This is a genomic window from Streptomyces sp. 142MFCol3.1 (genome assembly GCF_000424945.1).
Lineage (GTDB): Bacteria > Actinomycetota > Actinomycetes > Streptomycetales > Streptomycetaceae > Streptomyces > Streptomyces siamensis.
This window is the reverse complement of sequence record NZ_AUKV01000037.1, coordinates 66858-87459: the sequence shown is the minus strand read 5'-3', so window position 1 is coordinate 87459 and position 20602 is coordinate 66858. Positions and strand designations below refer to the sequence as shown.

Annotated in this window: 17 protein-coding genes and 3 pseudogenes; 9 read left to right on the top strand and 11 right to left on the bottom strand. The window is 70.1% G+C overall.

Annotated features, from left to right (window positions below; genetic code table 11):
* From H305_RS0137520 to H305_RS0137495, 5 genes are all read right to left on the bottom strand, one after another.
* The coding region (locus H305_RS0137520; RefSeq protein WP_037766593.1) for a DNA-directed RNA polymerase subunit alpha at positions 1-464 on the bottom strand (464 nt) is incomplete at its 3' end.
* A gap of 172 nt (positions 465-636) precedes the next feature.
* The gene (locus tag H305_RS0137515; RefSeq protein ID WP_028804971.1) at positions 637-1146 is read right to left on the bottom strand and encodes a MaoC family dehydratase; all 510 of its coding nucleotides are present in this window, start codon (positions 1144-1146) and stop codon (positions 637-639) included.
* A 136-nt stretch (positions 1147-1282) separates the two neighbouring features.
* A complete protein-coding gene (locus H305_RS0137510) occupies positions 1283-2248 on the bottom strand; it encodes a hypothetical protein (RefSeq protein ID WP_028804970.1) in 966 nt (321 codons plus the stop codon).
* 326 nt (positions 2249-2574) lie between these two features.
* Positions 2575-3429 carry an alpha/beta fold hydrolase gene (locus H305_RS0137500; RefSeq protein WP_028804969.1) on the bottom strand — a complete coding sequence of 285 codons (855 nt, stop codon included), beginning with the start codon at positions 3427-3429 and terminating at the stop codon, positions 2575-2577.
* A 79-nt stretch (positions 3430-3508) separates the two neighbouring features.
* Entirely contained in the window at positions 3509-4234 is a 726-nt protein-coding gene (locus H305_RS0137495; protein WP_028804968.1) for an alpha/beta fold hydrolase, read from the bottom strand.
* Between the two features lie 706 nt (positions 4235-4940).
* Here H305_RS0137495 and H305_RS48245 point away from each other — a divergent pair.
* Positions 4941-5398, top strand: a pseudogene (locus H305_RS48245) (ISAzo13-like element transposase-related protein); the annotation flags it as partial.
* A gap of 146 nt (positions 5399-5544) precedes the next feature.
* On the opposite strand, the gene H305_RS0137485 reads toward H305_RS48245, so the two are convergent.
* Positions 5545-6522 carry a helix-turn-helix domain-containing protein gene (locus H305_RS0137485; RefSeq protein ID WP_028804967.1) on the bottom strand — a complete coding sequence of 326 codons (978 nt, stop codon included), beginning with the start codon at positions 6520-6522 and terminating at the stop codon, positions 5545-5547.
* Positions 6523-7025: 503 nt separating this feature from the next.
* Between H305_RS0137485 and H305_RS48240 the strand changes: the two are divergent.
* Positions 7026-7364 (top strand): annotated as a pseudogene (locus tag H305_RS48240) (alpha/beta fold hydrolase); the annotation flags it as partial.
* Between the two features lie 112 nt (positions 7365-7476).
* Here H305_RS48240 and H305_RS48235 read toward each other — a convergent pair.
* Genes H305_RS48235 through H305_RS0137460 form a run of 4 tightly spaced genes read right to left on the bottom strand, consistent with a single transcriptional unit; the run spans position 7477 to position 13508 of the window.
* On the bottom strand, positions 7477-9129 hold the full coding sequence (locus H305_RS48235) for an ATP-binding cassette domain-containing protein (protein WP_051371413.1): 1653 nt from the start codon (positions 9127-9129) through the stop codon (positions 7477-7479).
* On the bottom strand, positions 9126-10853 hold the full coding sequence (locus H305_RS0137470) for an ABC transporter ATP-binding protein/permease (protein WP_028804966.1): 1728 nt from the start codon (positions 10851-10853) through the stop codon (positions 9126-9128). The genes H305_RS48235 and H305_RS0137470 overlap by 4 nt, the downstream gene beginning before the upstream one ends.
* Complete coding sequence (locus H305_RS48230; protein WP_051371411.1) at positions 10850-12148, bottom strand: cytochrome d ubiquinol oxidase subunit II; 1299 nt, start codon at positions 12146-12148, stop codon at positions 10850-10852. The genes H305_RS0137470 and H305_RS48230 overlap by 4 nt, the downstream gene beginning before the upstream one ends.
* Positions 12141-13508: a cytochrome ubiquinol oxidase subunit I gene (locus H305_RS0137460; RefSeq protein WP_028804965.1), complete on the bottom strand. Its 1368-nt coding sequence runs from the start codon at positions 13506-13508 to the stop codon at positions 12141-12143. Before H305_RS0137460 ends, H305_RS48230 begins: the two co-directional genes overlap by 8 nt.
* A 403-nt stretch (positions 13509-13911) precedes the next feature.
* Between H305_RS0137460 and H305_RS0137455 the strand changes: the two genes are divergently transcribed.
* The 4 genes and pseudogenes from H305_RS0137455 to H305_RS56205 all read left to right on the top strand — a co-directional run.
* Positions 13912-14997 carry an LLM class flavin-dependent oxidoreductase gene (locus H305_RS0137455; protein ID WP_028804964.1) on the top strand — a complete coding sequence of 362 codons (1086 nt, stop codon included), beginning with the start codon at positions 13912-13914 and terminating at the stop codon, positions 14995-14997.
* On the top strand, positions 14994-15608 hold the full coding sequence (locus tag H305_RS0137450) for an FMN reductase (RefSeq protein WP_028804963.1): 615 nt from the start codon (positions 14994-14996) through the stop codon (positions 15606-15608). Before H305_RS0137455 ends, H305_RS0137450 begins: the two co-directional genes overlap by 4 nt.
* 150 nt (positions 15609-15758) lie before the next feature.
* Complete coding sequence (locus H305_RS0137445; protein WP_028804962.1) at positions 15759-16988, top strand: MFS transporter; 1230 nt, start codon at positions 15759-15761, stop codon at positions 16986-16988.
* Between the two features lie 140 nt (positions 16989-17128).
* Positions 17129-17370: pseudogene (locus H305_RS56205) on the top strand (oxidoreductase); the annotation flags it as partial.
* 131 nt (positions 17371-17501) lie between these two features.
* On the opposite strand, the gene H305_RS0137435 reads toward H305_RS56205, so the two are convergent.
* A complete protein-coding gene (locus H305_RS0137435; RefSeq protein ID WP_028804960.1) occupies positions 17502-18188 on the bottom strand; it encodes a helix-turn-helix transcriptional regulator in 687 nt (228 codons plus the stop codon).
* Positions 18189-18446: 258 nt separating this feature from the next.
* On the opposite strand from H305_RS0137435, the gene H305_RS48225 reads away from it, so the two are divergent.
* The 3 genes from H305_RS48225 (at position 18447) to H305_RS56200 (ending at position 20587) form a co-directional block, all read left to right on the top strand.
* Positions 18447-19121 carry a helix-turn-helix domain-containing protein gene (locus tag H305_RS48225; RefSeq protein ID WP_063611388.1) on the top strand — a complete coding sequence of 225 codons (675 nt, stop codon included), beginning with the start codon at positions 18447-18449 and terminating at the stop codon, positions 19119-19121.
* Positions 19122-19280: 159 nt separating this feature from the next.
* Entirely contained in the window at positions 19281-19724 is a 444-nt protein-coding gene (locus tag H305_RS0137425; RefSeq protein ID WP_028804959.1) for an SsgA family sporulation/cell division regulator, read from the top strand.
* 545 nt (positions 19725-20269) lie between these two features.
* Entirely contained in the window at positions 20270-20587 is a 318-nt protein-coding gene (locus H305_RS56200) for an ATP-binding cassette domain-containing protein (RefSeq protein ID WP_107440185.1), read from the top strand.
* The last annotated feature ends 15 nt before the right edge of the window (positions 20588-20602 follow it).

Sequence of the window (20602 nt, the reverse complement as noted above, 5' to 3'; positions counted from 1 at the left end):
ACCTGCTTGTTCTGCACGGCGGAGACGTAGCCGCGACCGCGCTCGACGGTCAGCTCCATCTCCAGCTTGCCCTTGCCGTTGAGCGTGGCGAGGACCAGGTCGGGGTTGTGCACCTCGACACCGGCCGGGGGCGCGATGTCGGCGGCGGTGACGAGACCCGGGCCCTGCTTGCGCAGGTACATCACGACCGGTTCGTCGTGCTCCGAGGAGACGACCAGCTGCTTGATGTTGAGGATCAGGTCGGTGACGTCCTTCTTGACACCCGGCACGGTGGTGAACTCGTGCAGAACGCCGTCGATGCGGATGGACGTGACCGCCGCACCCGGGATCGAGGAGAGGAGGGTCCGACGCAGGGAGTTGCCGAGGGTGTAGCCGAAGCCCGGCTCCAGCGGCTCGATCACGAACCGGGAGCGGAACTCGTCGACGACCTCTTCAGTCAGGGACGGATGCTGAGCAATCAGCACGGGGTGTTGCCTCCAGTGGTTTGGCACCCGCTATGTGACGCCGTAGACACCACGAAGGGTACGGGCGACACGTCTCCGGTGACCGCGCTGCACTTCCTCGTGGCGCACGGCGCCCGCAACCTCAACTGCCCAGCGACACCAGGATCCGGAGTCACGTTGCTACCTCAAGTATTCACTGACGCCGCAGCAGGTACTTGTGCTGACCGGACAGCACCAGTTCGCCGCGTTGGTTGTGGATGGTGGCCGCGGTGACCACGACACCGTTGTCGCCCTGCGGCTCCAGGCCGGTGACCGTGAGCGCCGGGTACAGGGTGTCCCCGGAGTGCACCTCAGCCAGGAAGGTGCAGGACAGTTCGAGGAAGTTGATGAACACCTCACCGATGAAGTGGGGGAACAGGGTGGCCCCCGGCGCGGTGAAGGCGAGTACCTGCAGCCCGTGCACCACCGGTGCCGAGTGACCGTGCCTGCGCGCCCATTCGGCGTCGTAGTGCACCGGGTGGTTGTCCGCGGAGACCGTCTGGAAGGCCGCGGCGTGGGCGTCCGTCAGGGTGCGGCTGGGGGCGCGGAAGACCTCGCCGATGCGGAGGTCCTCGAAGGTCCTGGCCGGGACGACCAGAAACGCGTCGGGGTCGAACGCGGACGATGCGGCGGCTGCCGCCTGCTGCGTGTCCTGCTGATCCATCACTCTCTCCTCTCGTTCGATGTTGGGATCTACCGAGTGCTGCGGTAGCTCCGCCCGCTCGTCGTGCGGCGGATCTGATGGCCCAGGGCCCCGCGCCGCCGCAGCGGGCAGGTGCGGCGGCACGGGCAGGGCGGGCTTATCGGGCGGTGTTGATCCGGGCGGCCAGGAGGTTGGGGTCGTCGTTGGTGAAGTAGGCGCCGCTGGCGATGTAGGCCGTGTTGCCCCGTACGGCGAGCGAGGTCGGGTTCTCCAGCCCGTCGGCGCCGGTCAGCACGACGGTGTGGCTGCCGCCCGACCTGACCAGAGCCACCTCGTTGTCCGCGTTGATCGCGGCCAGGAGGGTGTTGCCGCGGCCGGTGAAGGCGAAGTCGTCGATGTCGACCAGGCCGGTGGCCCGGGTCTCGACGCGGCCGGCGGTGCCGCACCGGGTGACCGGGATGCGCAGCACGGTGCCCTTGTCCAGGTTGGACACCCAGACCGCTCCGTTGTGGATCTTGATGCCGTTGGCTCCGAGGAATCCGGCGGCGGCCAGTTCGGGCGCGGTGGCCCACCGGGTGGGCGCGCCCCCGGTGACGGGCACCCGCCAGACCGTGCCGAGGACCGAGTCGGCCACGTACAACCGGCCTTCGTGCCGGTCAAGGGCCAGGCCGTTGGGCAGGCCGTCGGCGGGGAGCGCGGCGATGCGCTGCGGCATGCCGCCGGGGCGCAGGCGCCACAGGCCGGTCAGGTCGCTGCTGCCGGTGGCGTACAGGAAGTAGAGGGTCCCGTCGTGGGCGCGGACGATCCCGCCGAGGAACGGCGAGGAGAGGGCAGGGGTGCTGGCGCCGACCGGAGGCTGGGGCAGGGTGGCGAGGACATGCACCCGGCCATCGGGGTGGATGCGGGCGACCTGGCGGCTGTAGGCGAAGGTGACCACGGCACTACCGCCGGGCTCCAGGGTGATGTTCTCCGGTCGCTGTCCTTCGGCGATGTCCAGGTGTGCCATGAAGCGCACGTCCGGCTTCGGGGCGGCGGTTGCCGGGCCGGCCGCCGTCATGGCGAGGGCCGCCGCGACGGCCGAGGCCAGGAGGCCGGTGCGCGTCCCCGTCAGGAATCTGGGCATGTGGGCTCTCTTCTCTTTCTCTTTGATCGCAAGTGGTGGGGCTCGGTCGGGTCTCGCCGCTGGGGCCACCAGTGCGCGTCGGGCTCTTGAGACCTCGGCTGCCGCGCGTCGCGGGACGCCTGGGCGATCAGCCCACGAACCGTTGTCGCAGTTCGCCGATGCCCTGGACGGGGCTGACGAGTTCGTCGCCGCCAGCCAGGCGTGCGGCGCTTCGCCAGGTCAGGCCCGCCATGAGGACCGAGGAGGGGGCCTCGGTCGCAAGGCCACGATCGCGGCCCCATGTCCGCGTGCGGGATGTCGCCGGTGTGGGCGAGAAAGGTGTCCGGTCAGTGGCCGGTGCGGACGGAACGGGACGCCCGCAGGATCAGGTCGGTGACCGGACCCGGGTCGCTCACGGCCGCCGCGTGCGGGGCGCGGACGGTGACGGTGTGGGCGCGGGCCCGCTCGGCCATCCAGCGCTCGGCGGCCGGCGGGATGTTGCGGTCCTCGGTGGCCACGAGGGCCCAGCTGGGGATCTTCTTCCACGCGGCCGCGGTGGCGGGCTCCTGGAGCGCCGCCACGGTGATCGGACGCTGTCCCGCAGCCATGACCTGGGCGGTCTTCGTGGGGACACCGGCCGCGAACTGCTTGCGGAACAGGTCCTTCTTGATGACCAGCTCCTCCCCCTGACTGCCGTCGGGCAGCGGGTAGTACTGGGTGGCGGTGGCCTGTCCCAGAGTGCTGCCGGGGAACTTGTCGGTGAGCTGGAGTGCGCTCTCCCCGATGTCGGGGACGAAGGCGGCTATGTAGACCAGCGCTTTGACCTGCGGGGCCCCGGCGGCGGCCTGACTGATGACCGCTCCGCCGTAGGAGTGCCCCACCAGCACGATCGGACCGGTGACGCTGTCGAGGACGCTGCGGATGTAGGCGGAGTCGCTTGCCAGTCCGCGCAGCGGCAGGGCCGGCGCCAGTACTCGGCGGCCCTGCCGCTGCAGGCGCTCCACGACCGAGCTCCAACTGGAGGCGTCGGCGAACGCGCCGTGGATCAGGACGACGGTGGGTGTGTCCGGGCGCTCGTGCGGATTGCCCGGTCGGTCGGCCGCCGCTGCCGGCGCGGAGTATGCGGCGCCTGCGGTGCCCAGGGCGGCTGCGCCGGCCAGGAGGGACACGGTCACGGTACGGCGTGAGATCGGTGGGTTCATCGTTCGCTCTCTGCAAAAGGGGTGGAGGCGGCCGTGGTGCGACGGCCGCTCGGACGGGCGCGAGCGGGTGCGCGTGGGGTCAGTCGGAGGTGGCCCGTACGGCTTCCTCGATCAGGTCGACGACGCGCTCGGGGTGGGCGAGCATCACCAGGTGGGAGGAGTCGATCTCGACGGTGGTCATGCCGGCCCGCTGGTAGCCGTAGCGCTCCACGTCGGGGTTGATGGTGTGGTCGGACGAGGCGACCAGGCCCCAGGAGGGCTTCGTCTTCCAGGCCGCGGCCGGGGACGGGTCGGCAAACGCCTGCGCGGCCAGCGGTCGCTGGGAAACGGCGAGGACGGCGGCGAGCCGCGGGTCGACGTCGGCGGCGAAGATGGCCGGGAACTTCTCGGCCTCCACAGACACGTCGGTGCCGGGGGTGGCCGAACCCTCGATCGGGAAGGGGGTGTAGACCAGTGCGGCGGCGAGGTCGCTGTCCGGGAAGCGGCCCTGCAGTTCGCCGAGGCTCTCGTCCTTCTCCAGGGCGTAACCGGCCAGGTACACCAGAGCCTTGACGTTGTCCTCAGTGCCGGCGACCGTGATGACGGCGCCACCGTAGGAGTGGCCCACCAGGACGACCGGACCGGGTATCTGCCGGACGACGGAGGCGACGTAGGCGGCGTCCCCGATCAGACTGCGGTTGGGCACGGCCGGGGCGACCACGTCCAGGCCGCGGGCGATTAGCCGGGGGATGACCTGGGCGTAACTGGAGGCGTCGGCGAAGGCGCCGTGGACGAGGACGACGGTCGGCTTGTCGGAACTGGACATGGGGAAACTCCTTCATCAATTGGCGATGGGTGGTCGGCTGTCGCGCGGCCTGTCGGCCGGGTCGGGGCTGCCTTGGTGTGCCCCTTTGCCGTGGGATGTCGCGCATCGGTTGGTGTGCGGTGTGCCCTGACCGGGTGGCCGTCGAACGTAGTTGACTCTAGGGACTGCCGGGCGGCGTGTTTGCCTGTCCGCGCCCTGGCTGTGGCCTGTACGTGCCCACGTTGTCGGGCGGGTTCCGGCTGGGCGGCGTTGCCCTGGCACGGTATTGGGCCGGAGCCGCAATCGGCCCCGGCCCACGCTTCACTGCGCTGTTCCCCGGGTTCGGGATGAGGTGCTGGTCGGCCATTCCAGTCTGTGAGGAAGTCGAGGAGTTCCCGGTTGACGACGTCGGGGCGTTCCTCCCGGCAGAGGTGCCCGCACTGGGCGATGGACTCACCGCGGACGTCGCGCCCCGTGAGTGGTCCCTGCGGTCTGTTCGCCATGACCTCCGATCAGAACTTCGGCGTCTGGGGCGGCCGAACCCAGGCCGAGAGCCGCTCCGGGACCGACGTCAATCGCCGGCACGGCGCCCAGTCCGATGAGAAGGGGCAGGCGTTCATTGGCAGCCCTGAAGGGCCCTGGGGCCTGCCGATCAATAACTCTTCGTTATTCGTGGGCTGTTGGGTCGCAGGATGCGGAGGTGTCGGAGGGGACGAAGGCAGAGCTGGTGGATGCGTTCGGGCTGTTGCTGCCGCATCTCGATGAGCGCCAGAGCGCCTGACGCTGGGCGCCGCGGCCCGCGTTCTGGGCCACGGCGGGATCCGCATGGTGGCCAAAGCGGCCGGGGTGGCGGAGTCCACGGTGTCCCGCGGGAAGCGGGAGCTGGAGCACGCGGAGGAGCCCGCTGGCCGGGTCCGGGCACCGGGCGCGGGTGGGAAGCCCTTGCGGGAGGCCGATCCGGGGCTGGTGCCCGCGTTGCTGGCGCTGGTTGAGCCGGACCAGCGCGGCGACCCGGAATCTCCGCTGCTGTGGACGGTGAAGTCCACCCGGAATCTGGCGGCCGAGCTGACGCGCCGGGGGCACCGGGTCGCTTTGGACACGGTGGCCACGCTGTTGAAGGCGGAGGGCTTCTTGCTGCAGGGCACCTCGAGGACCACCGAGGGGGCCCGGCATCCGCATCAGGACGTGGATGCTCGACGCTGTCGGTGAGCAGCTCGCCCGCGTCGGCCAGTGGCGTTCTGCGCCATCAGACTGGCTCGGAATAAAACCTCTCAACCCATCACCCACAGGGCAAAGCAGTCACAAGGTCCGCAGTCGTCTGGGCGGTTGCTTCAGGCGGCCTCGAGCACGGCGGAGTTCCGCCACTCGGCGGGGGAGACGCCATAGGCGGCCCGGAACACCCGGCTGAAGTGTGCGGCGCTGTTGAACCCCCAGCGGTGGCCCACCGCGGCGATCGTCAGCCCCGCCATCGACCGGCGGGCCAGGTCGCGCCGGCACTGTTCCAGCCTGCGCTGCTGGACCCACCGGCTGACGGTGATGTCCTCCCCCTCGAACAGCTTGTGCAGATAACGGACGGAGATGTGGTTGGCCCGGGCGATGACGTCCGGTGTCAGGTCCGGATCCGTCAGGTGCTGGTCGATGTACGCCCGCACGCGCAGCAGCGATATCCGGGCGGCGGTCGGCGTGTCCGAGGCGGCCGCACCGAGCCGTTCCTCGGTCAGCGTCTGCACTAGGTCCACGACAGTGCGGGCGAGCGACTCGCCCGTCCGCTGCGGATACGTCGCCGCAGTGTCCACGAGCTGGGACAGAAACGGCGTCAGCAGCGCGCCGAGCGCCGACTCGGAGCCGAGCGGCGAGGCCGTGATCCGCCGCAGGTCCGACTCGCTCAGGTCCAAGACGTGCCGTGGCAGGACGAGGGACTTCGTCTGGAACGGCTCGGGGAAGGTCAGCTGCAGGGGGCGCGCCCTGTCATAGACGAAGAGCGACCCTGACCGCACGTGCACGTCGCGCGTGTCCTGCTCGACTCGGGCGTTCCCTCTGCTGAGTAGCATCACGACGACGTGGTCGTCGTTGGCGCTCCGTGCGATGAGGCGTCGGGTGCGCAGGGTCTGCATAGGGTCGCCCTCCACAGTGACACGCCGGATGCGGCCCAGCGGTGACACGCGGACAGTGCCGGAATACACCTCTTCAGGAACGCTGATGTCAACGGCTCCGAAGGTCTGGGTCAGCGCCTCACGCCAGTACGCCCGTCTGCGGTGGGTTGGCACCGAGTCCGTGGTGTGGAGAGTGGTCGATGAGTCCGGCGCCATGGAATCCCCCGTTTTTTGATAGTGCTCTTTAAGACGCATTGTGTGAGCGCGAATCAGGCCGTGGCATCGCGTGAATCCGTGAGATCGACGGACGCGCCGTAGAAGCGGCAGCACACACCAGCACCCAGCGTGCGGATCGCCCCGGCGCGATTCGTACAGCGACCGGCCGATCCGCCCCCTGCGGATACGCGAGCGAGCCCTGACCATGTCGATTGGGTGCAGATCTTCTGGGGGTGCAGACAAGACCGGCATGACCTGCTTAGTCACACATCCACCTGTCCTGTGGGGCGTCTCGCTCAGGCGGCGTCCGCGCTGGTCGGCGCGATTCGTCACCACAGCTCGAAGGCTCCGTCCCGGTGGGGACGGGTGAGCAGTGAGCGGCGCGCCTGCCAGGGGCCATGGCAGCCGGCATCGGTTCGGTCCCGGACGGTGCGGCGCCCGGCAGCCGAGGCGGGTCACCGGGCGGTGGCCCGGACCGCCTCCTGGATCAGGTCGGCGACACGCTGGACTTCTACAACCTCGACGAGAACCTCGGGACCAGGATCAGCGAGGAGGCGGTCCGCAACAGCTGGAACGTCGCCGCGGGCGGTGGGTTCTTCGCGGCCGTGGCCGCGCGGTCGACCTGGTACACCGGCTTCCGGGCCGACATCCCGGCCATCGACGTGCCGGCCCTGATGCACAGCACGGGCGACCGGATCCTGCCCGGCGAGGGGACCGCGCGGCCGTTCCACAAGGCCCTCCCGTCCGCCGACTACGTGGAGATCGAGGGCGCCCCGCACGGCCTGCTGTGGACCCACGCGGAGGAGGTCAACGCGGCGCTCCTCACCTTCCTGGGGAAGTGACCCGCCGCGGGATCGCCGTCCCGCACCACACAGGGCCCACCAACGCCGACTGCCCGTCCGGAAATCCGGTCGGGCAGTTCGCGTATCGCCTGGGCTGTGACTCCGACGTGGTCTACCCCCGTACGTGCTCGGCCGTCCGCTTGCCGTTGTGCCGGCGTTCCGCGGTCCGGCCGAGCCGTACGACGGTGGTCGGTGTGTCATCCAGCAGGTCGAGGTCCTGCTCCTGCAGGGCGATCACCAACGCGGTCTCGGGCAGCGCCTCGGGCAGTGCGGCCAGGAGCGCCTCGGCGGTGGGGCGGTCCAGGCCGGCCACCGGCTCGTCGAGCAGCAGGATCGGTGGACGTCTCAGTACGGCGCGTGCCGTTGCGAGGCGCCTGCGCTGCCCTTGGGAGAGCAGGCGCCCGCCGGGGCCCACCGCTGTGGCGAGCGGCAAGGCCGACAAGCCGACGAGTTCCAGTGCGTCCCGTAGCGCGGTGGTGTCGGCCGACGGTGCCGCCTGACGCAGATTGGCCGCGACCGTGTCGTCGGCCAGCCAGTCGTCGGCCTCGACGAGGGTGACTGTCTCGGCGACGGCCGAGGCAGGCAGTTCGTGCACGGGCGTGCCGTCGAGGCGCACCGTGCCGGCAGGCGCTGGTACGCGCCCGGCCAGTTGGCCGAGCAGCGTCGACTTGCCGCTGCCGTTCGGGCCGGTGACAAGGACCAGTCCCGGGCCTCCCACGGTCATCGTGAGTTCCGCGGGCGAACCGATGAGCGGGAGGCCATCCGTCTTGACGGTGCGGACGGCCTCCCGCCGTTGGCCCGCCGGGTGTGCCTCGGCGGCGAGGGGGGCCAGGCGCTCGGCCGCGTCCCTGGCCTGGGCCAGGTGCTGCATCAGTCCGGGGAGCCTCTCCAGTAGCTCCCACCCGGCGGCAACGAGCAGCACCTCGCCCACCACGACGGCGATCGGCTGGGCCGGGGCGGCGCGCAGGGCGATGACCAGTACTGCCGCTTGCCCCAGTGCGGCAAGGAGACGCAGGGCCAGCCGGCCGTGCCGCTCGGCCCGGGCAGCGGCCCATTCGGCGGACTCGACGGCGGCCATGGCGCTCGTCGCCGTCCGCTGAGCCTGCGGCAGGGCGTCCAGGCACCGCAGTTCGTTGAAGGCGACCCGGCTGCCGAGCAGCACGGTACGGAGTGCGGCCCTGGCGTCGGCGGCGTCGGCGAGGTGGGTCCGCGCGCGGTGGTGGGCGTGCCGGGCGCTGGCGAGGCCGACTGCCCAGACGATGAGTTCGGCGATTCCCAGGACCGGCATGGCCCACAGCAGCAGGGCATCGACCAGGCACGCCGTCATGACCGCTGCCACCAGTGGTGCGACGGCGTTCGCGGGCAGGCCCGCGACGGCCTCCACATCGGCGGTGAGCAGGGTGAGCAGCGTCCCGTCGCGTTGTCCGCGCAGCTGACGGGGCGTGAGGCCGGCAGCGCCGCGGGCCAGCCGAGCTCGCAAGGCCACCTGGGTGGCCAGCAGGTTCCGGTGGTTGGCCAGGCGTTCGAGGTAGCGCAGGCCGGTGCGGGTCAGGGCCAGTGCCCGGACGGCGCCCGAGGGGTACATCCAGGACCAGGTGGTGTTGGCCTGGAGGGTGACCACGGCGCAGGTCGTCAGGAACCAGCCGGACACTCCGAGCAGTGCGGCGCCGCTGAGTTCTGCCGCCGCGGCGAACAGCATGCCGGTCAGGAGGGCGCGGCGCGGAGCCGCTGTACGCAGCAGCCGCCAGGCGCTGATCCGGTTCACCGGGCTCTCCCGTGGTCCAGCGTGATGACGTGGTCCGCCAGCGGCAGCAGTGCGGGACTGTGGGTGGCGAGCAGGACCGTACGGTCGCGGGTCAGCGTGCGCAGCGCGGACAGGACGTGTTGCTCCGCTTCCGGGTCGAGGTGTGCGGTGGGTTCGTCCAGGCACAGCAGGGGTGCGTCCCGCAGCAACGCCCGGATGAGGGCGAGCTGTTGGGACTGGCCGGAGGACAGGCCGGTGCCGCGTTCGCCGAGTGGTGTGTCCAGTCCCTGCGGCAGTGCGGCGAGGAGGTCTTCGAAGCCGAGGGAGGCGACGGCGTCCAGCAGGGCGTGGTCGTTCGCGGCGGGCCGGGCCAGCAGGAGGTTCTCGCGCAGGGTGCCGGGCAGCAGGTGCGCGGGCTGGCCCACCCAGGCGACCCGGCTGGGGTCCGCGGGGACGGGCCGGCCGTCCAGCAAGTGGAGCGGGCGTCCACCGTGCGGGGCGTACAGCCCGGCCGCGACGGCGAGCAGCGTGGACTTGCCGGCCCCGCTGGCGCCGGTGACCGCGAGGCACCGCCCCGGTGCGAGGTGCACGCTGACTCGTTCCAGCGCTGGTGCCTCCCGTCCAGGGTGATGGACTGTGACGGCTTCCAGGCGCACCCCGGGTGGCGCCGCGGCCCGTCGGGCATGTCGGGCAGGTGGTACCACGGCCTCGCGATACGCGTCCAGGACCTGGGCCAGCAGACCGGCGGCGGCGGTCGCCCGGGCGCGGGCGTGGTAGCCGGCGGCCAGGTCCCGGGCCGGCGCGAAGTAGGCGGGCACCAGGACGAGGACGAACAGCGCGGCGGACAGGCTCATGTGGTCCGGTACGACGGGCAGGTCCAGGTAGTCGAGCAGGACCAGTCCGCAGTAGGTCGCCACCACGGCGAGGGTGCCGGTGATGAGCAGTTCGACCCACGCGGTCGACAGGAAGGCGATCCGAAGCACCTTCTCGGTGCGACCGGCGACCTCCCGGTCGTGCCGGGACAACGAACCGGCCGCCTGGTCGTGCGCCCCGAGCCCGACCAGGGTGGGCAGGCCGCGCAGATGGTCCAGCAGTCGGGCCTGGTGGGTTCGGATTGCCGTCAGTTGGGCCCGTACAGCGGTCTGCGTGCCCAGGCCGATGACCTTCAGGTTGGCCGGCAGCAGCGGGGTGGCTGCCAGCACGAGCAGGGCGACGAACCAGCTGCGGGAGGCGATCGCGGCCAGGGTGAGGCCGCTGCCGAGCAGCATGGTGGTCCGCGCGGGCAGGTAGTCGGTGAGCCAGTCGGTCAGCTGACCGACCTCGCCGTCGACGGCCTGGACCAGTGCCACGTCGTCCAGGTCGGTGCGGGCCGGGCCGCGTGCGGGCAGCGCCGTCTCGATGAGCCGGCCACGCAGGCTCTCGCGTACGGTGCGGGCGCCGCGCGCGGCTGCCGCGTCGCCCGCGGCCAGCAGTACAGCGCGCAGGGCCACGCCGGCCGCTATGAGCAGGGCGGGTGGCAGTACGGCGGACACGGGGGCGCCGTGGAGTGCGGACAGGCCGCGCTCGGCGCCCCAGGAGAGCCCTCCCGCCCAGATGACCGTGCCCAGCTGGGCCGCGCCGCGCAGCAGGCCCGCGCGGCGCAGCTCCCGCCGTCCGACGGCCGCCCATTCCTTCAACCGGGCGGCGGGCACCCCTTCTTCGGCCCTGTCCGCGGCCAGTTCGTCCAGGAGCACGGCGGTGCTCACGAGGTGGTCTCCGCCTCGATGCCCGCGACGTCGGCGATACCCGTGGTATCCGTGATGTCCGCGCGGAAGTACCCGGCGCGCCGGTCCCGGCGGTCGCCCACGATCCAGGCGGCCAGCGCCGCACAGCCCAGGATGGTGACGCCGACCGGGCCGATCCAGTCGGCCACACCGCCGAACACGTCCTGGGACAGGGCAGTCGCCAGAATGCCGAGCACCACCAGCAGGCTCCGTCGCGTGATCGTCCGCAAGGTGCCGGAGGGTGCTGGGGAGACCGCCAAGGGGTAGGTGCGGGCATGCAGCGGCGGGATCGGACTCTCCACCGGATCGGTGTACTTGCCGCGGAAGCTCCGCCAGGCGTAGGTGTTGTAGGCCAGTACGAACGGCATGCACAACCCGACGCCCAGGACCAGGAAGAGCTGGGAGGAGTGCGGGCTCGCAGCCTGATGGACGGTCAGTCCGGGCGGCACGACGACCGGTACGGAGACCACCGTCAGGCCCAGCAGCCCACAGACCGTCATCGTGGCCACGGCGGCGAACGGCCGCCAGTCGGGGCGCCGGCCGAAGCCGTACCAGGCGATCACAGCGGCCACGACAGCGGCGACGACCGAGAGCCAGAACAGCACGGCCCGCAGGGGCTGGCCCAGCTGCGACTGCTGCGGGTCGGCGCTCGGCAGCAGCAGGCCGAGTGCGACCGCCATGGCTGCGGTGACCACCAGCAGCGACCGTCCCGTGCGGCGGACGCCCGACCGCGACCAGCCCTCGGTCTTGTCCTGCAGCCAGGCGGCCCCGGCCAGCAGGTAGACGGCGACCAGGCCGAGCGAGCACAGCACGCTGTAGAGGCTGAGCCAGTCGAAGGCCCCGCCCTGGAAGGTACCGTTGCGCTGGATCGGGCCGGTGAGTACGGCGCCGAGGACGAGACCTTGGCACACGGTCGCCGCGAGCGACGCCCCGCCGAACAGCATGGCCCAACCTCGCCGGTAGCCGGCGGCCGCACTCTGCATCTCCAGGCCCAGCCCGCGCAGGATGATGGCGATCAGCATGCCGATCAACGGCAGATAGACACTGGGCAGAATCACGGCGTAGGCGCCCGGCAGGCCGGCCCAGAGGACGACGCCGGCCAGGATGATCCAGCTCTCGTTGGCGTCCCAGGCGGTGGCGACGATCTCGCCGTACTCCCGTCGACGCTCCGGCCGGGCCGTCAGGCTGAGCATGCCCACCCCGAGGTCGTAACCGTCGAGGACGACGTACATGGCGAGTGAGATGAGGACCAGGGTGTAACTGGCGTACTCAAGCAACGAGGGCCTCCGATGCGTCGGGCGAGGCGGGCCCGGTGGGCAGTGCTTCGGGGCCGGCCTTGACGGTGCGGACGATGTAGCGGGCCCAGATGGCCAGCAGGGTGACGTAGAGCAGGACGAAACCCGCCAGGCTGGCGGCGACTTCGAATGTGGTGAGGTGGGAGACCGCGTCGGCGGTGCGCAGCTGGCCGTAGACGACCCAGGGCTGGCGGCCCGTCTCGGCGACGATCCAGCCGCCGGTGATGGCGATGATCCCGGCCGGGGTCATCCACACCATCCACCGCAGGAAGCGCGGGGAGTCGAACAGCCGGCGCCGCTTGCGCAGGACCACGCCCGTGAAGGCCGTGCCGAACATGAGCAGCGCGGTGAAGTACATCGCGCGGAAACCGTAGAAGGTGGTCCACATGTTGGGGCGCTCGGCGGGCGGGGTCTGCAGGAGTCCGGGCGTCGTCGTCTTGCCGCTGAGGTCCTGGGCGATGACCGAGCCGAGATAGGGAATCTGCATGTGCAGCCTGTTCTCGCCCTTGTCCGTGTCGGGGACGACGAGCAGGTTGTAGCCGTTGTTGTCGCTCTTCCAGTTGCCCTCGAAAGCCTCCAGCTTGGGGAGCTGGTGCCGGCCCATGAAGGCCGCCGTGCCGTCTCCCACGTACAGCTGCACCGGCATCAGCACGCCCAGCACGCCGAGCGCGATGGACAGGCAGCGGCGGGCCATGGGCTGGGCGTGGACCCGGTTCTTCACCAGGTACCAGGCGGAGATTCCGCCGACGAACCAGGCGGCGCTGATCAGCACGGCCAGCAGCATGTGCGGGAAGCGGTGGGCGAAGGCGGGGTTGAGCAGGATACTGATCCAGTCCCTGGCGTGGAACTGGCCGTCGACCTTCTGGTAGCCGACGGGGTCCTGCATCCAGCTGTTGGCCGACAGGATCCAGGTGGTGGACAGCAGCGTTCCGAAGGCGACCATCCAGCTGGCCAGGGCCATGGTGCGCGGCCGGATCCGGCCGTCCCCGTAGAGCATCAGGCCGATGAAGCCCGCCTCCAGGAAGAAGGCGGTGATCACTTCCATGGCGATGGTGACCCCGATGACCGGCCCCACCGCGTGGGCGTACACGCCCCAGTTGAGGCCGAACTCGAACGTCATCACCGTGCCCGCGACGACGCCCAGGCCGAAGCCAACGGCGAAGATCTTCTTCCAGAACCGGAAGATCTGCAGGTACAGGGGGTTCCCCGTGCGTACGTAGACCGTGTACACGACGGCGAGGAGAACGGAGAGGCCGACGGTGAGCGCGGGGAACGTCATATGGAAGATCGCGGTGATCGCGAACTGCCATCGGGACAGTTCGACGACGGTTGACGAAGCCATGGGCACTCCCGGGTAGGCATCGGTTCTTGGCGGGGCTCGCCGTGTTCACGGCCCGCGCGGGGCGAGGCATCAGGCACGGGCTGCCCGAGTGGGTCGTTCGGTGGGGGCCGCTGTCGCGTGCCGGGTCCACCGTCACTGCGGCCGAGCCGGCCAGGGGGAGGGGATGCGATCGCCGCCCTGTGGCACCGACACGCTAGACGGCTGACCGGGTACGACGATTGCCTACGAGCGCCCCGGCATTTGCCCGATGCTGCACACTTGCGGTCGCACAGGCAGTGGCCCACCACGCGGGCCGGGAGAGGGCGCTGACGGGCAAGCTCCCCTGCGCGCACAGGCATGACGACCGTCCGGCCGGTGCCTACATTTCCGGCACTCACACAGTCACCGGAACGAAGAGGCACCCGTGCAGTTCGGAATTTTCTCGGTGGGGGACGTGACCCCCGACCCGACCAATGGCCGTACCCCGTCGGAGCAAGAACGCATCAAGGCGATGGTCGCCATCGCGCTGAAGGCCGAGGAGGTCGGCCTGGACGTCTTCGCGACCGGTGAGCACCACAATCCGCCGTTCGTGCCGTCGTCGCCGACCACGATGCTGGGCTATATCGCCGCCCGTACCGAGAAGTTGATCCTTTCCACCGCCACGACGCTGATCACGACCAACGACCCGGTGAAGATCGCCGAGGACTACGCGATGCTCCAGCACCTGGCCGACGGCCGGGTCGACCTGATGATGGGGCGCGGCAACACCGGCCCGGTCTATCCGTGGTTCGGCCAGGACATCCGCCAGGGCCTCAACCTCGCCAAGGAGAACTACGCGCTGCTGCGTCGGCTGTGGCGCGAGGACGTCGTGAACTGGGAGGGCAAGTTCCGTACGCCGCTGCAGGGGTTCACGGCCACGCCCCGGCCGCTGGACGGCGTACCGCCGTTCGTGTGGCACGGCTCGATCCGCTCGCCCGAGATCGCCGAGCAGGCGGCCTTCTACGGCGACGGCTTCTTCCACAACAACATCTTCTGGCCCGCCGACCACACCAGGCAGATGGTCCAGCTCTACCGGCGGCGGTACGCCCACCACGGTCACGGGCGGCCCGAGGAAGCCATCGTCGGCCTCGGCGGGCAGGTGTTCATGCGGAAGAACTCCCAGGACGCCGTCCGGGAGTTCCGTCCCTACTTCGACAACGCGCCCGTCTACGGGCACGGGCCCTCGCTGGAGGAGTTCACCGAGCAGACTCCGCTGACGGTGGGCTCTCCCCAGCAGGTCATCGAGCGGACGCTGTCCTTCCGTGCCACCGTCGGCGACTACCAGCGGCAGCTGTTCCTGATGGACCACGCGGGTCTGCCCCTGAAGACCGTCCTGGAACAGATCGACATCCTCGGCGAAGAGGTGGTGCCCGTCCTGCGGAAGGAGTTCGCGATCGGCCGCTCCGCCAAAGTGCCGGACGCGCCCACCCACCAGTCCCTGCGGGCCGTTCAGGAGGTGTCCGCCGCATGAAGCTCGTCGCCGTGTCCGCGGGGCTGAGCACCCCGTCCTCCACACGCCTGCTCGCCGACCGTCTCGCCGAGTCGGCCCGCGGCGAACTCGCCGCTCAGGGCCACGACGTGGACACCGAGGTCATCGAGCTGCGCGAACTGGCCGTCGCCGTCGCCAACAACCTCGTGACCGGCTTCCCGTCCCCCCCACTGGCCGCCGCGATCGACACGGTGACGGGCGCCCACGGCCTGATCACCGTGACCCCCGTGTTCACCGCCTCCTACAGCGGGCTGTTCAAGTCCTTCTTCGACCTGATCGACCCGGACGCCCTCACCGGCAAGCCGGTCCTCGTCGCGGCGACGGGCGGCACGGCCCGCCACTCCCTGGTCCTGGAACACGCCCTGCGCCCGCTCTTCGCCTACCTGCGCGCCGCAGTCGTCCCCACCGCGGTGTACGCGGCGTCCGAGGACTGGGGATCCGGCGGCGACGAGTACACCGAGGGCCTGCCCGCGCGCATACGGCGGGCGGGCGGCGAGCTGGCCACCCTCATGGCCGCCCGTCCGGCCGAGGAGACGCCCGAGGACGACATCACCGCGCTCGAACGGCAGCTCTCCGACCTGCGCTTCGACTGAGGCGACCCCCGGCGGGTCCCGAAGCGAGCACGTCGTCAAGCAGTATCTGTCCAGTGATCCGGTTGTGTTCCTGTCCGGGCTCGCCGCGGCAGGTTCTGCCCCGGTCGGCCTCTCGGGCCGGGCTGCCCGGTCCTCACCAAGAAGGTACCCATGTCCGAGTCACCCGATCTCCGGGCCCCACGCCTGCCCGCCACAGGAAAGACCTCGCACGGCGTGCCGGGATGGCTGATAGCGCTTCTTGCCATTGCCTCCGGCATGACCGTCGCCAACCTTTACTACGCCCAGCCGCTGCTCTCCTCACTGCGTGACGCCTTCCACGTCAGCACGACGGGTGCAGGTTGGCTGATCACGCTCACCCAGGTCGGCTACGTGGTCGGCATGCTTTTCCTGGTCCCGCTCGGCGACCGGTTGGAGAAGCGCCGCCTGATCACCGTGCTGCTGGCGGTCACCACGCTCGCCCTCGTCACGGCCGGACTCGCCACGAACTTCCCCCTGCTGCTTACCGCGTCCTTGATCAGCGGCACCACGTCGGTCGTCGCGCAGATCCTCGTGCCCTTCGCCGCGAGCCTCGCCCCCGACCACGCCCGCGGCCGCATCGTCGGCCGGGTGATGAGTGGCCTGCTCACCGGCATCCTGCTGTCCCGGACCCTCAGTAGCCTGGTCTCCGACCTCGCGGGCTGGCGCGTCGTCTACCTCGGCTCCGCCACCCTCATGGCCGTCCTGGCCGTGGCCCTGCACGCCGCCCTGCCGCAGCACGCGCCCACCACGAACATCCCCTATGCCCACGTGCTGCGCTCCACCGTCCAGCTGGTGCGCACCCACCCAGAGCTGCTGCGGCGCGGGCTGTACCAGGCGGCGATGTTCGGTTCGTTCAGCGCTTTCTGGACGACCATCTCGTACGTCCTCACCGGGCCCCGGTTCCAATACTCCGAGGTGGGGGTCGGCATCTTCGCCCTCGTCGGTGCGGCCGGTGCGGCAGTGGCCCCGTTTGCCGGGCACTGGGCCGACCGCAAGTTGACACGGCCCATAACCGGTGCCGCCTTCGCCGTCGCCGCTGTGGCGTTCGCGCTCGCCGGCTTCGGACAGCACAGCATCGTCCTGATCGGTTTGGCCGCGATCCTGCTCGACATGGCCGTGCAGACGACTCTCATTCTCGGCCAGCACACCATCTACCAGCTCGACCCCGATGCGCGTGCCCGCCTCAACAGCGCCTTCATCGCCACCTTCTTCCTGGGCGGTGCCGTCGGCTCCCAGCTGGGCTCGCTCACCTACCACGCCGGCGGCTGGACGGCGGTGACGCTTCTCGGTGGGGCTCTGCCGCTCCTGGCACTCCTGTACTGGGCCTCGGAACGCCGAGCGGGCGGCCCCACCGCACGGTGACGGCAGGACGGACATGGCTGATCATGCGCAGCCGCTCCCGCTCGGTGCGGCCCGGCAGAGCCGTTCCGCCTGGCGGGCGCCAGCAGGCGGCGCCGAGGGTCCGCGAAGCAGCCGCCCCTCCTCATCGGCCCGGCCAAGGACATGCCCTGCGCCCGCTCTTCGCCTACCTGCGCGCCGTCGTCGTCCCCACCGCGGTGTACGCGGCGTCCGAGGACTGGGGATCCGGCGGTGACGAGTACACCGAGGGCCTGCCCGCGCGCATACGGCGGGCGGCCGACGAGCTGGCCGCCCTGGTGGCAGCCCGGCCGAGGAGACGCCCGCGGACGACGTCACCGCGCTCGAACGGCAGCTCTTCGATCTGCGCTTGCTGCGCTTGGACTGAGGTGACCCCGTGGGTCACAGAACGGGCACGCGGATTCACCGACCGAGCCGGGGCCTGCCGTGCTCGGGCTGGAGGATGCCAAAGGTGGAAGAGGTGAAAGCAGGGCGCGGTCCGCGGCCGTCGGAATCCGGTCACCATCCGCCCAGCTGGAGCTTCTCCCGCAACTGGCCACGGGAGGAGATCCCCAGCTTCGGATAGATCTTGTACAGGTGTGCTCCGATGGTGCGGTGGGAGAGGTAGAGTTGCTGGCCAATCTCCCGGTTGGAGAGACCTGTCGAGGCCAGCTGCGCGATCTGCAGTTCCTGCGGCGTGAGCAGATCCCAGTCCGCGGGCACGCTCTGCGTGCCCCCCTCGCCCGCGGAGCGGAGTTCCTGGCACGCGCGCTCGTGCCAGGGTTGAGCCCCCAGCGAGGCGAAGGACTCCCTGGCGATGCGCAAGGGCGCCCGGGACTCCATCACCCGGCGTCTACGCCGCAGCCATGCGCCGTAGGCGAGCAGGATGCGAGCCCGCGTGAAGGGATCCCGGGGCAGGTCCAGATCGAGCACCGACCGGAACGGTGCCTCGGCGTCTGCCAGGAGGGCGTGCGCGAACCCCAGGTTCGCCTTGATCAGCCGGGCCGTTGTGGTCGCGGCTGATTCGGCGAGCCGGCTGCGGGCGTCGCGCGCCACGGCCCGTTCCTCGTCGCTCACGGCGGCCCCAGCGAGCGTCGAGATCGCGATGGTCTGGAGATAGGGATGGTGCGCGGGGTCCGCGGGGTCGAAGACCCGCCACACGCAGGCGAACGCCTCGGCGTGACGGCCGGCCGCGAGTCCGATCATGCCTCGCGTGATCTGGATGAAGGCGAGGTGGCCGGCATTCGCCGTAGCGACTCCCTGGCGTTCAGCCTGTCCGTTGGTGGTCTGCGCCGTTTCAAGATCCCCAAGTACCGCCGAGAATTGGGCCTTTGCGATGAGCGCACCCGGTGGACGGCGATCCCCTCGAGGCCCGGCGCACGCGGCGGCTCATCGCACAGGGCGACGAGGACCAGTACGTGCTCGTGAAGCTTCTGAGCAAAGGCGTTGCCAGACTTGAGCAGGATGCCCGCGACGTGCGTGTACGGCCCCGGGGAAGTCTTCATCTTCGACATGGCACGGCCGGTTCGGCTGATCCTTCCCGAGTGCTTCCAGACGAAAGCTCTTGTTCTGCCACGGCAGGTCCTGGGCCTGAGCGAGTCGGACCTGCGGCAGATCATCGCATCTCCCCTTACCTCCGGCACGGGACTCGGCGGACTGCTGTCGATCCTGCTGTCCCGGCTCGCGGACACCGCGGGAGCGTATCGACCGCACACAGGTGAGTTGCTCGCCCGCAATGTCGTGGATCTGCTTACTGTTCTGGCTGATGAACAACTTGGCAGGATCTCAGAGGGGACACCGAGCGGCGATGCGGCGATGCTGCTGCGGATCCGGAACTTCATCGGCCGCCACCTTGACGATCCCGACCTGACCCCGGAGGTCATCGCCCGCGCCCACCATATCTCCGTGCGCTACCTGCACAAGATCTTCGAGGGCGAGGACACCACGGTCAGTCGCTGGATCCAGAGCCGCCGCCTGGAAGCATGTCGGCGGGATCTGGCTCACCGCGAGGCCGCGAGTCTCTCCATCGTCGCTTTGGCACAGGGGTGGGGTTTCACCAGTGCCGCCCACTTCAGCCGGGTGTTCCGGGCCGCCTATGGGATGTCCCCCAGCGAGTGGCGTGACACCCACAGGCCGTAGTCGCGCCGCCTCTGGGGCTCATTAATCCGTGGAAGTCCGCGCTCGGGGCTCTGACGGGCAACGCTTCGTACGTTCTTAGACAAGCTACTTCTATCGACGACATTAGGGTCATTTGCGTAGACGCTGCCCCCCAAGATGAGCTGCCGATCGAGGTACGAAATGACTCATCCGTTTTCCGGTGCCGCCGATGGCACCTCGGTCACCCACGAGGTCGTGGCGCATGTCGTCGTCGCGTACGAACCGCCGGTGTCGCTGCCCGCCGAGCTGCGCTACGACAGGACAGACCCCTACGCCGTGTGCCTCTCCCTAGGAGGGACGCCGACCGGCACGGTCGACTGGGTGTTCGCCCGCAGCCTCCTGTCGGAGGGATTGAGCCGACCGGTGGGTGTCGGAGATGTCCTGGTGATACCCCGGCATCGCTGCCATCGGCACTCGGTGCGCATAGTCGTCAGGTCCGCTGCGGGGGCCGCCGTGCTGGACATCGCGGCTTCGGTGGTCACGGCGTTCTTGCAGCAGACCGACATGGTCGTACCGCCGGGCGCGGAGGGCCTCCACATCGACCTGGACCGCGTCGTGGCCGAACTCATGGCGGGAAGCGAGTGACAGGTCGGCTCGGAAAGCATGCCGTCTGGGCCCGTGTCGGCGGTGAGGCGCTCCACGCAGTTGTCGCACTAGCTTGCGGAGGAGACGGGGGCGGTCCGTGGCGGTTGACGGATTGAGCGCATGGGCGCGCTGGTGTCGGACTTTCGGTACGCACTCGCCGCCGAGGCGAAGTTCCACCGGTCGTGGATCGGTGACCGGTTTGCCCGCAGCGCCGGGGATTTCCTCGTCTTACTCGTCATGGAACTTCTTCAAGGTGAGACAGGGGAGGAGCCCTCCGACACGTCGAGGTCGGCAGCGGGACGCTGCCGGGGATTCGGACCTTCGTCGATCGAAGAGCACCTGATGGACCCGGACTTGTCACCGAGGTCGATCGCGCGCACCACATCTGCGTCCGTACCTGCATGTTGCGTCTTTCCGACTCCCAGGTCGGCCCTGGTGCGGGCGATGGCTGAGTCGATGAGGAGGGCCACCAGAAGATGCCGGTGTGGGAGCACCAAAGACACAGCGCTGCGCCGTGACGAAGGCACTCAGGGCGTCGCAGCCGAGTGCGGAGGCGCCGAACAGTTCCAGGAACAGTTCGTCACGGAACCCGCCCGCGTGTATCCACGAACTGGTCGTCCAGTTCCGCAGTTCGGGACCAGCGCGTTTGCGCGCCGGAGTTGCTGGAGGCGGCCGGCCTGGTGGTAGACGCCGACGCGCCGCCGTCGGATCTCTCCGGCAGCCGACAGCAACCGGCGGCGATCTCCCGGGAGTTGACCAACAGGCCGGGGCTGCTGCTGGCAGACGAGCCGACCGGAAACCTGGAAAGCGCGACCGGACGAGATCCTCGATCTTGCGGTGACCATCGGGAGGCGAGAAGCTGAGAACGCGCACCGGCC

Coding starts and splice junctions, on each gene's coding strand:
- H305_RS0137515 (WP_028804971.1), bottom strand. CDS start 1,146: ATGGATCAGCAGGACACGCAGCAGGCGGCAGCCGCCGCATCGTCCGCG.
- H305_RS0137510 (WP_028804970.1), bottom strand. CDS start 2,248: ATGCCCAGATTCCTGACGGGGACGCGCACCGGCCTCCTGGCCTCGGCC.
- H305_RS0137500 (WP_028804969.1), bottom strand. CDS start 3,429: ATGAACCCACCGATCTCACGCCGTACCGTGACCGTGTCCCTCCTGGCC.
- H305_RS0137495 (WP_028804968.1), bottom strand. CDS start 4,234: ATGTCCAGTTCCGACAAGCCGACCGTCGTCCTCGTCCACGGCGCCTTC.
- H305_RS0137485 (WP_028804967.1), bottom strand. CDS start 6,522: ATGGCGCCGGACTCATCGACCACTCTCCACACCACGGACTCGGTGCCA.
- H305_RS0137460 (WP_028804965.1), bottom strand. CDS start 13,508: ATGGCTTCGTCAACCGTCGTCGAACTGTCCCGATGGCAGTTCGCGATC.
- H305_RS0137450 (WP_028804963.1), top strand. CDS start 14,994: ATGAAGCTCGTCGCCGTGTCCGCGGGGCTGAGCACCCCGTCCTCCACA.
- H305_RS0137445 (WP_028804962.1), top strand. CDS start 15,759: ATGTCCGAGTCACCCGATCTCCGGGCCCCACGCCTGCCCGCCACAGGA.
- H305_RS0137435 (WP_028804960.1), bottom strand. CDS start 18,188: ATGATCGGACTCGCGGCCGGCCGTCACGCCGAGGCGTTCGCCTGCGTG.
- H305_RS48225 (WP_063611388.1), top strand. CDS start 18,447: ATGCCCGCGACGTGCGTGTACGGCCCCGGGGAAGTCTTCATCTTCGAC.
- H305_RS0137425 (WP_028804959.1), top strand. CDS start 19,281: ATGACTCATCCGTTTTCCGGTGCCGCCGATGGCACCTCGGTCACCCAC.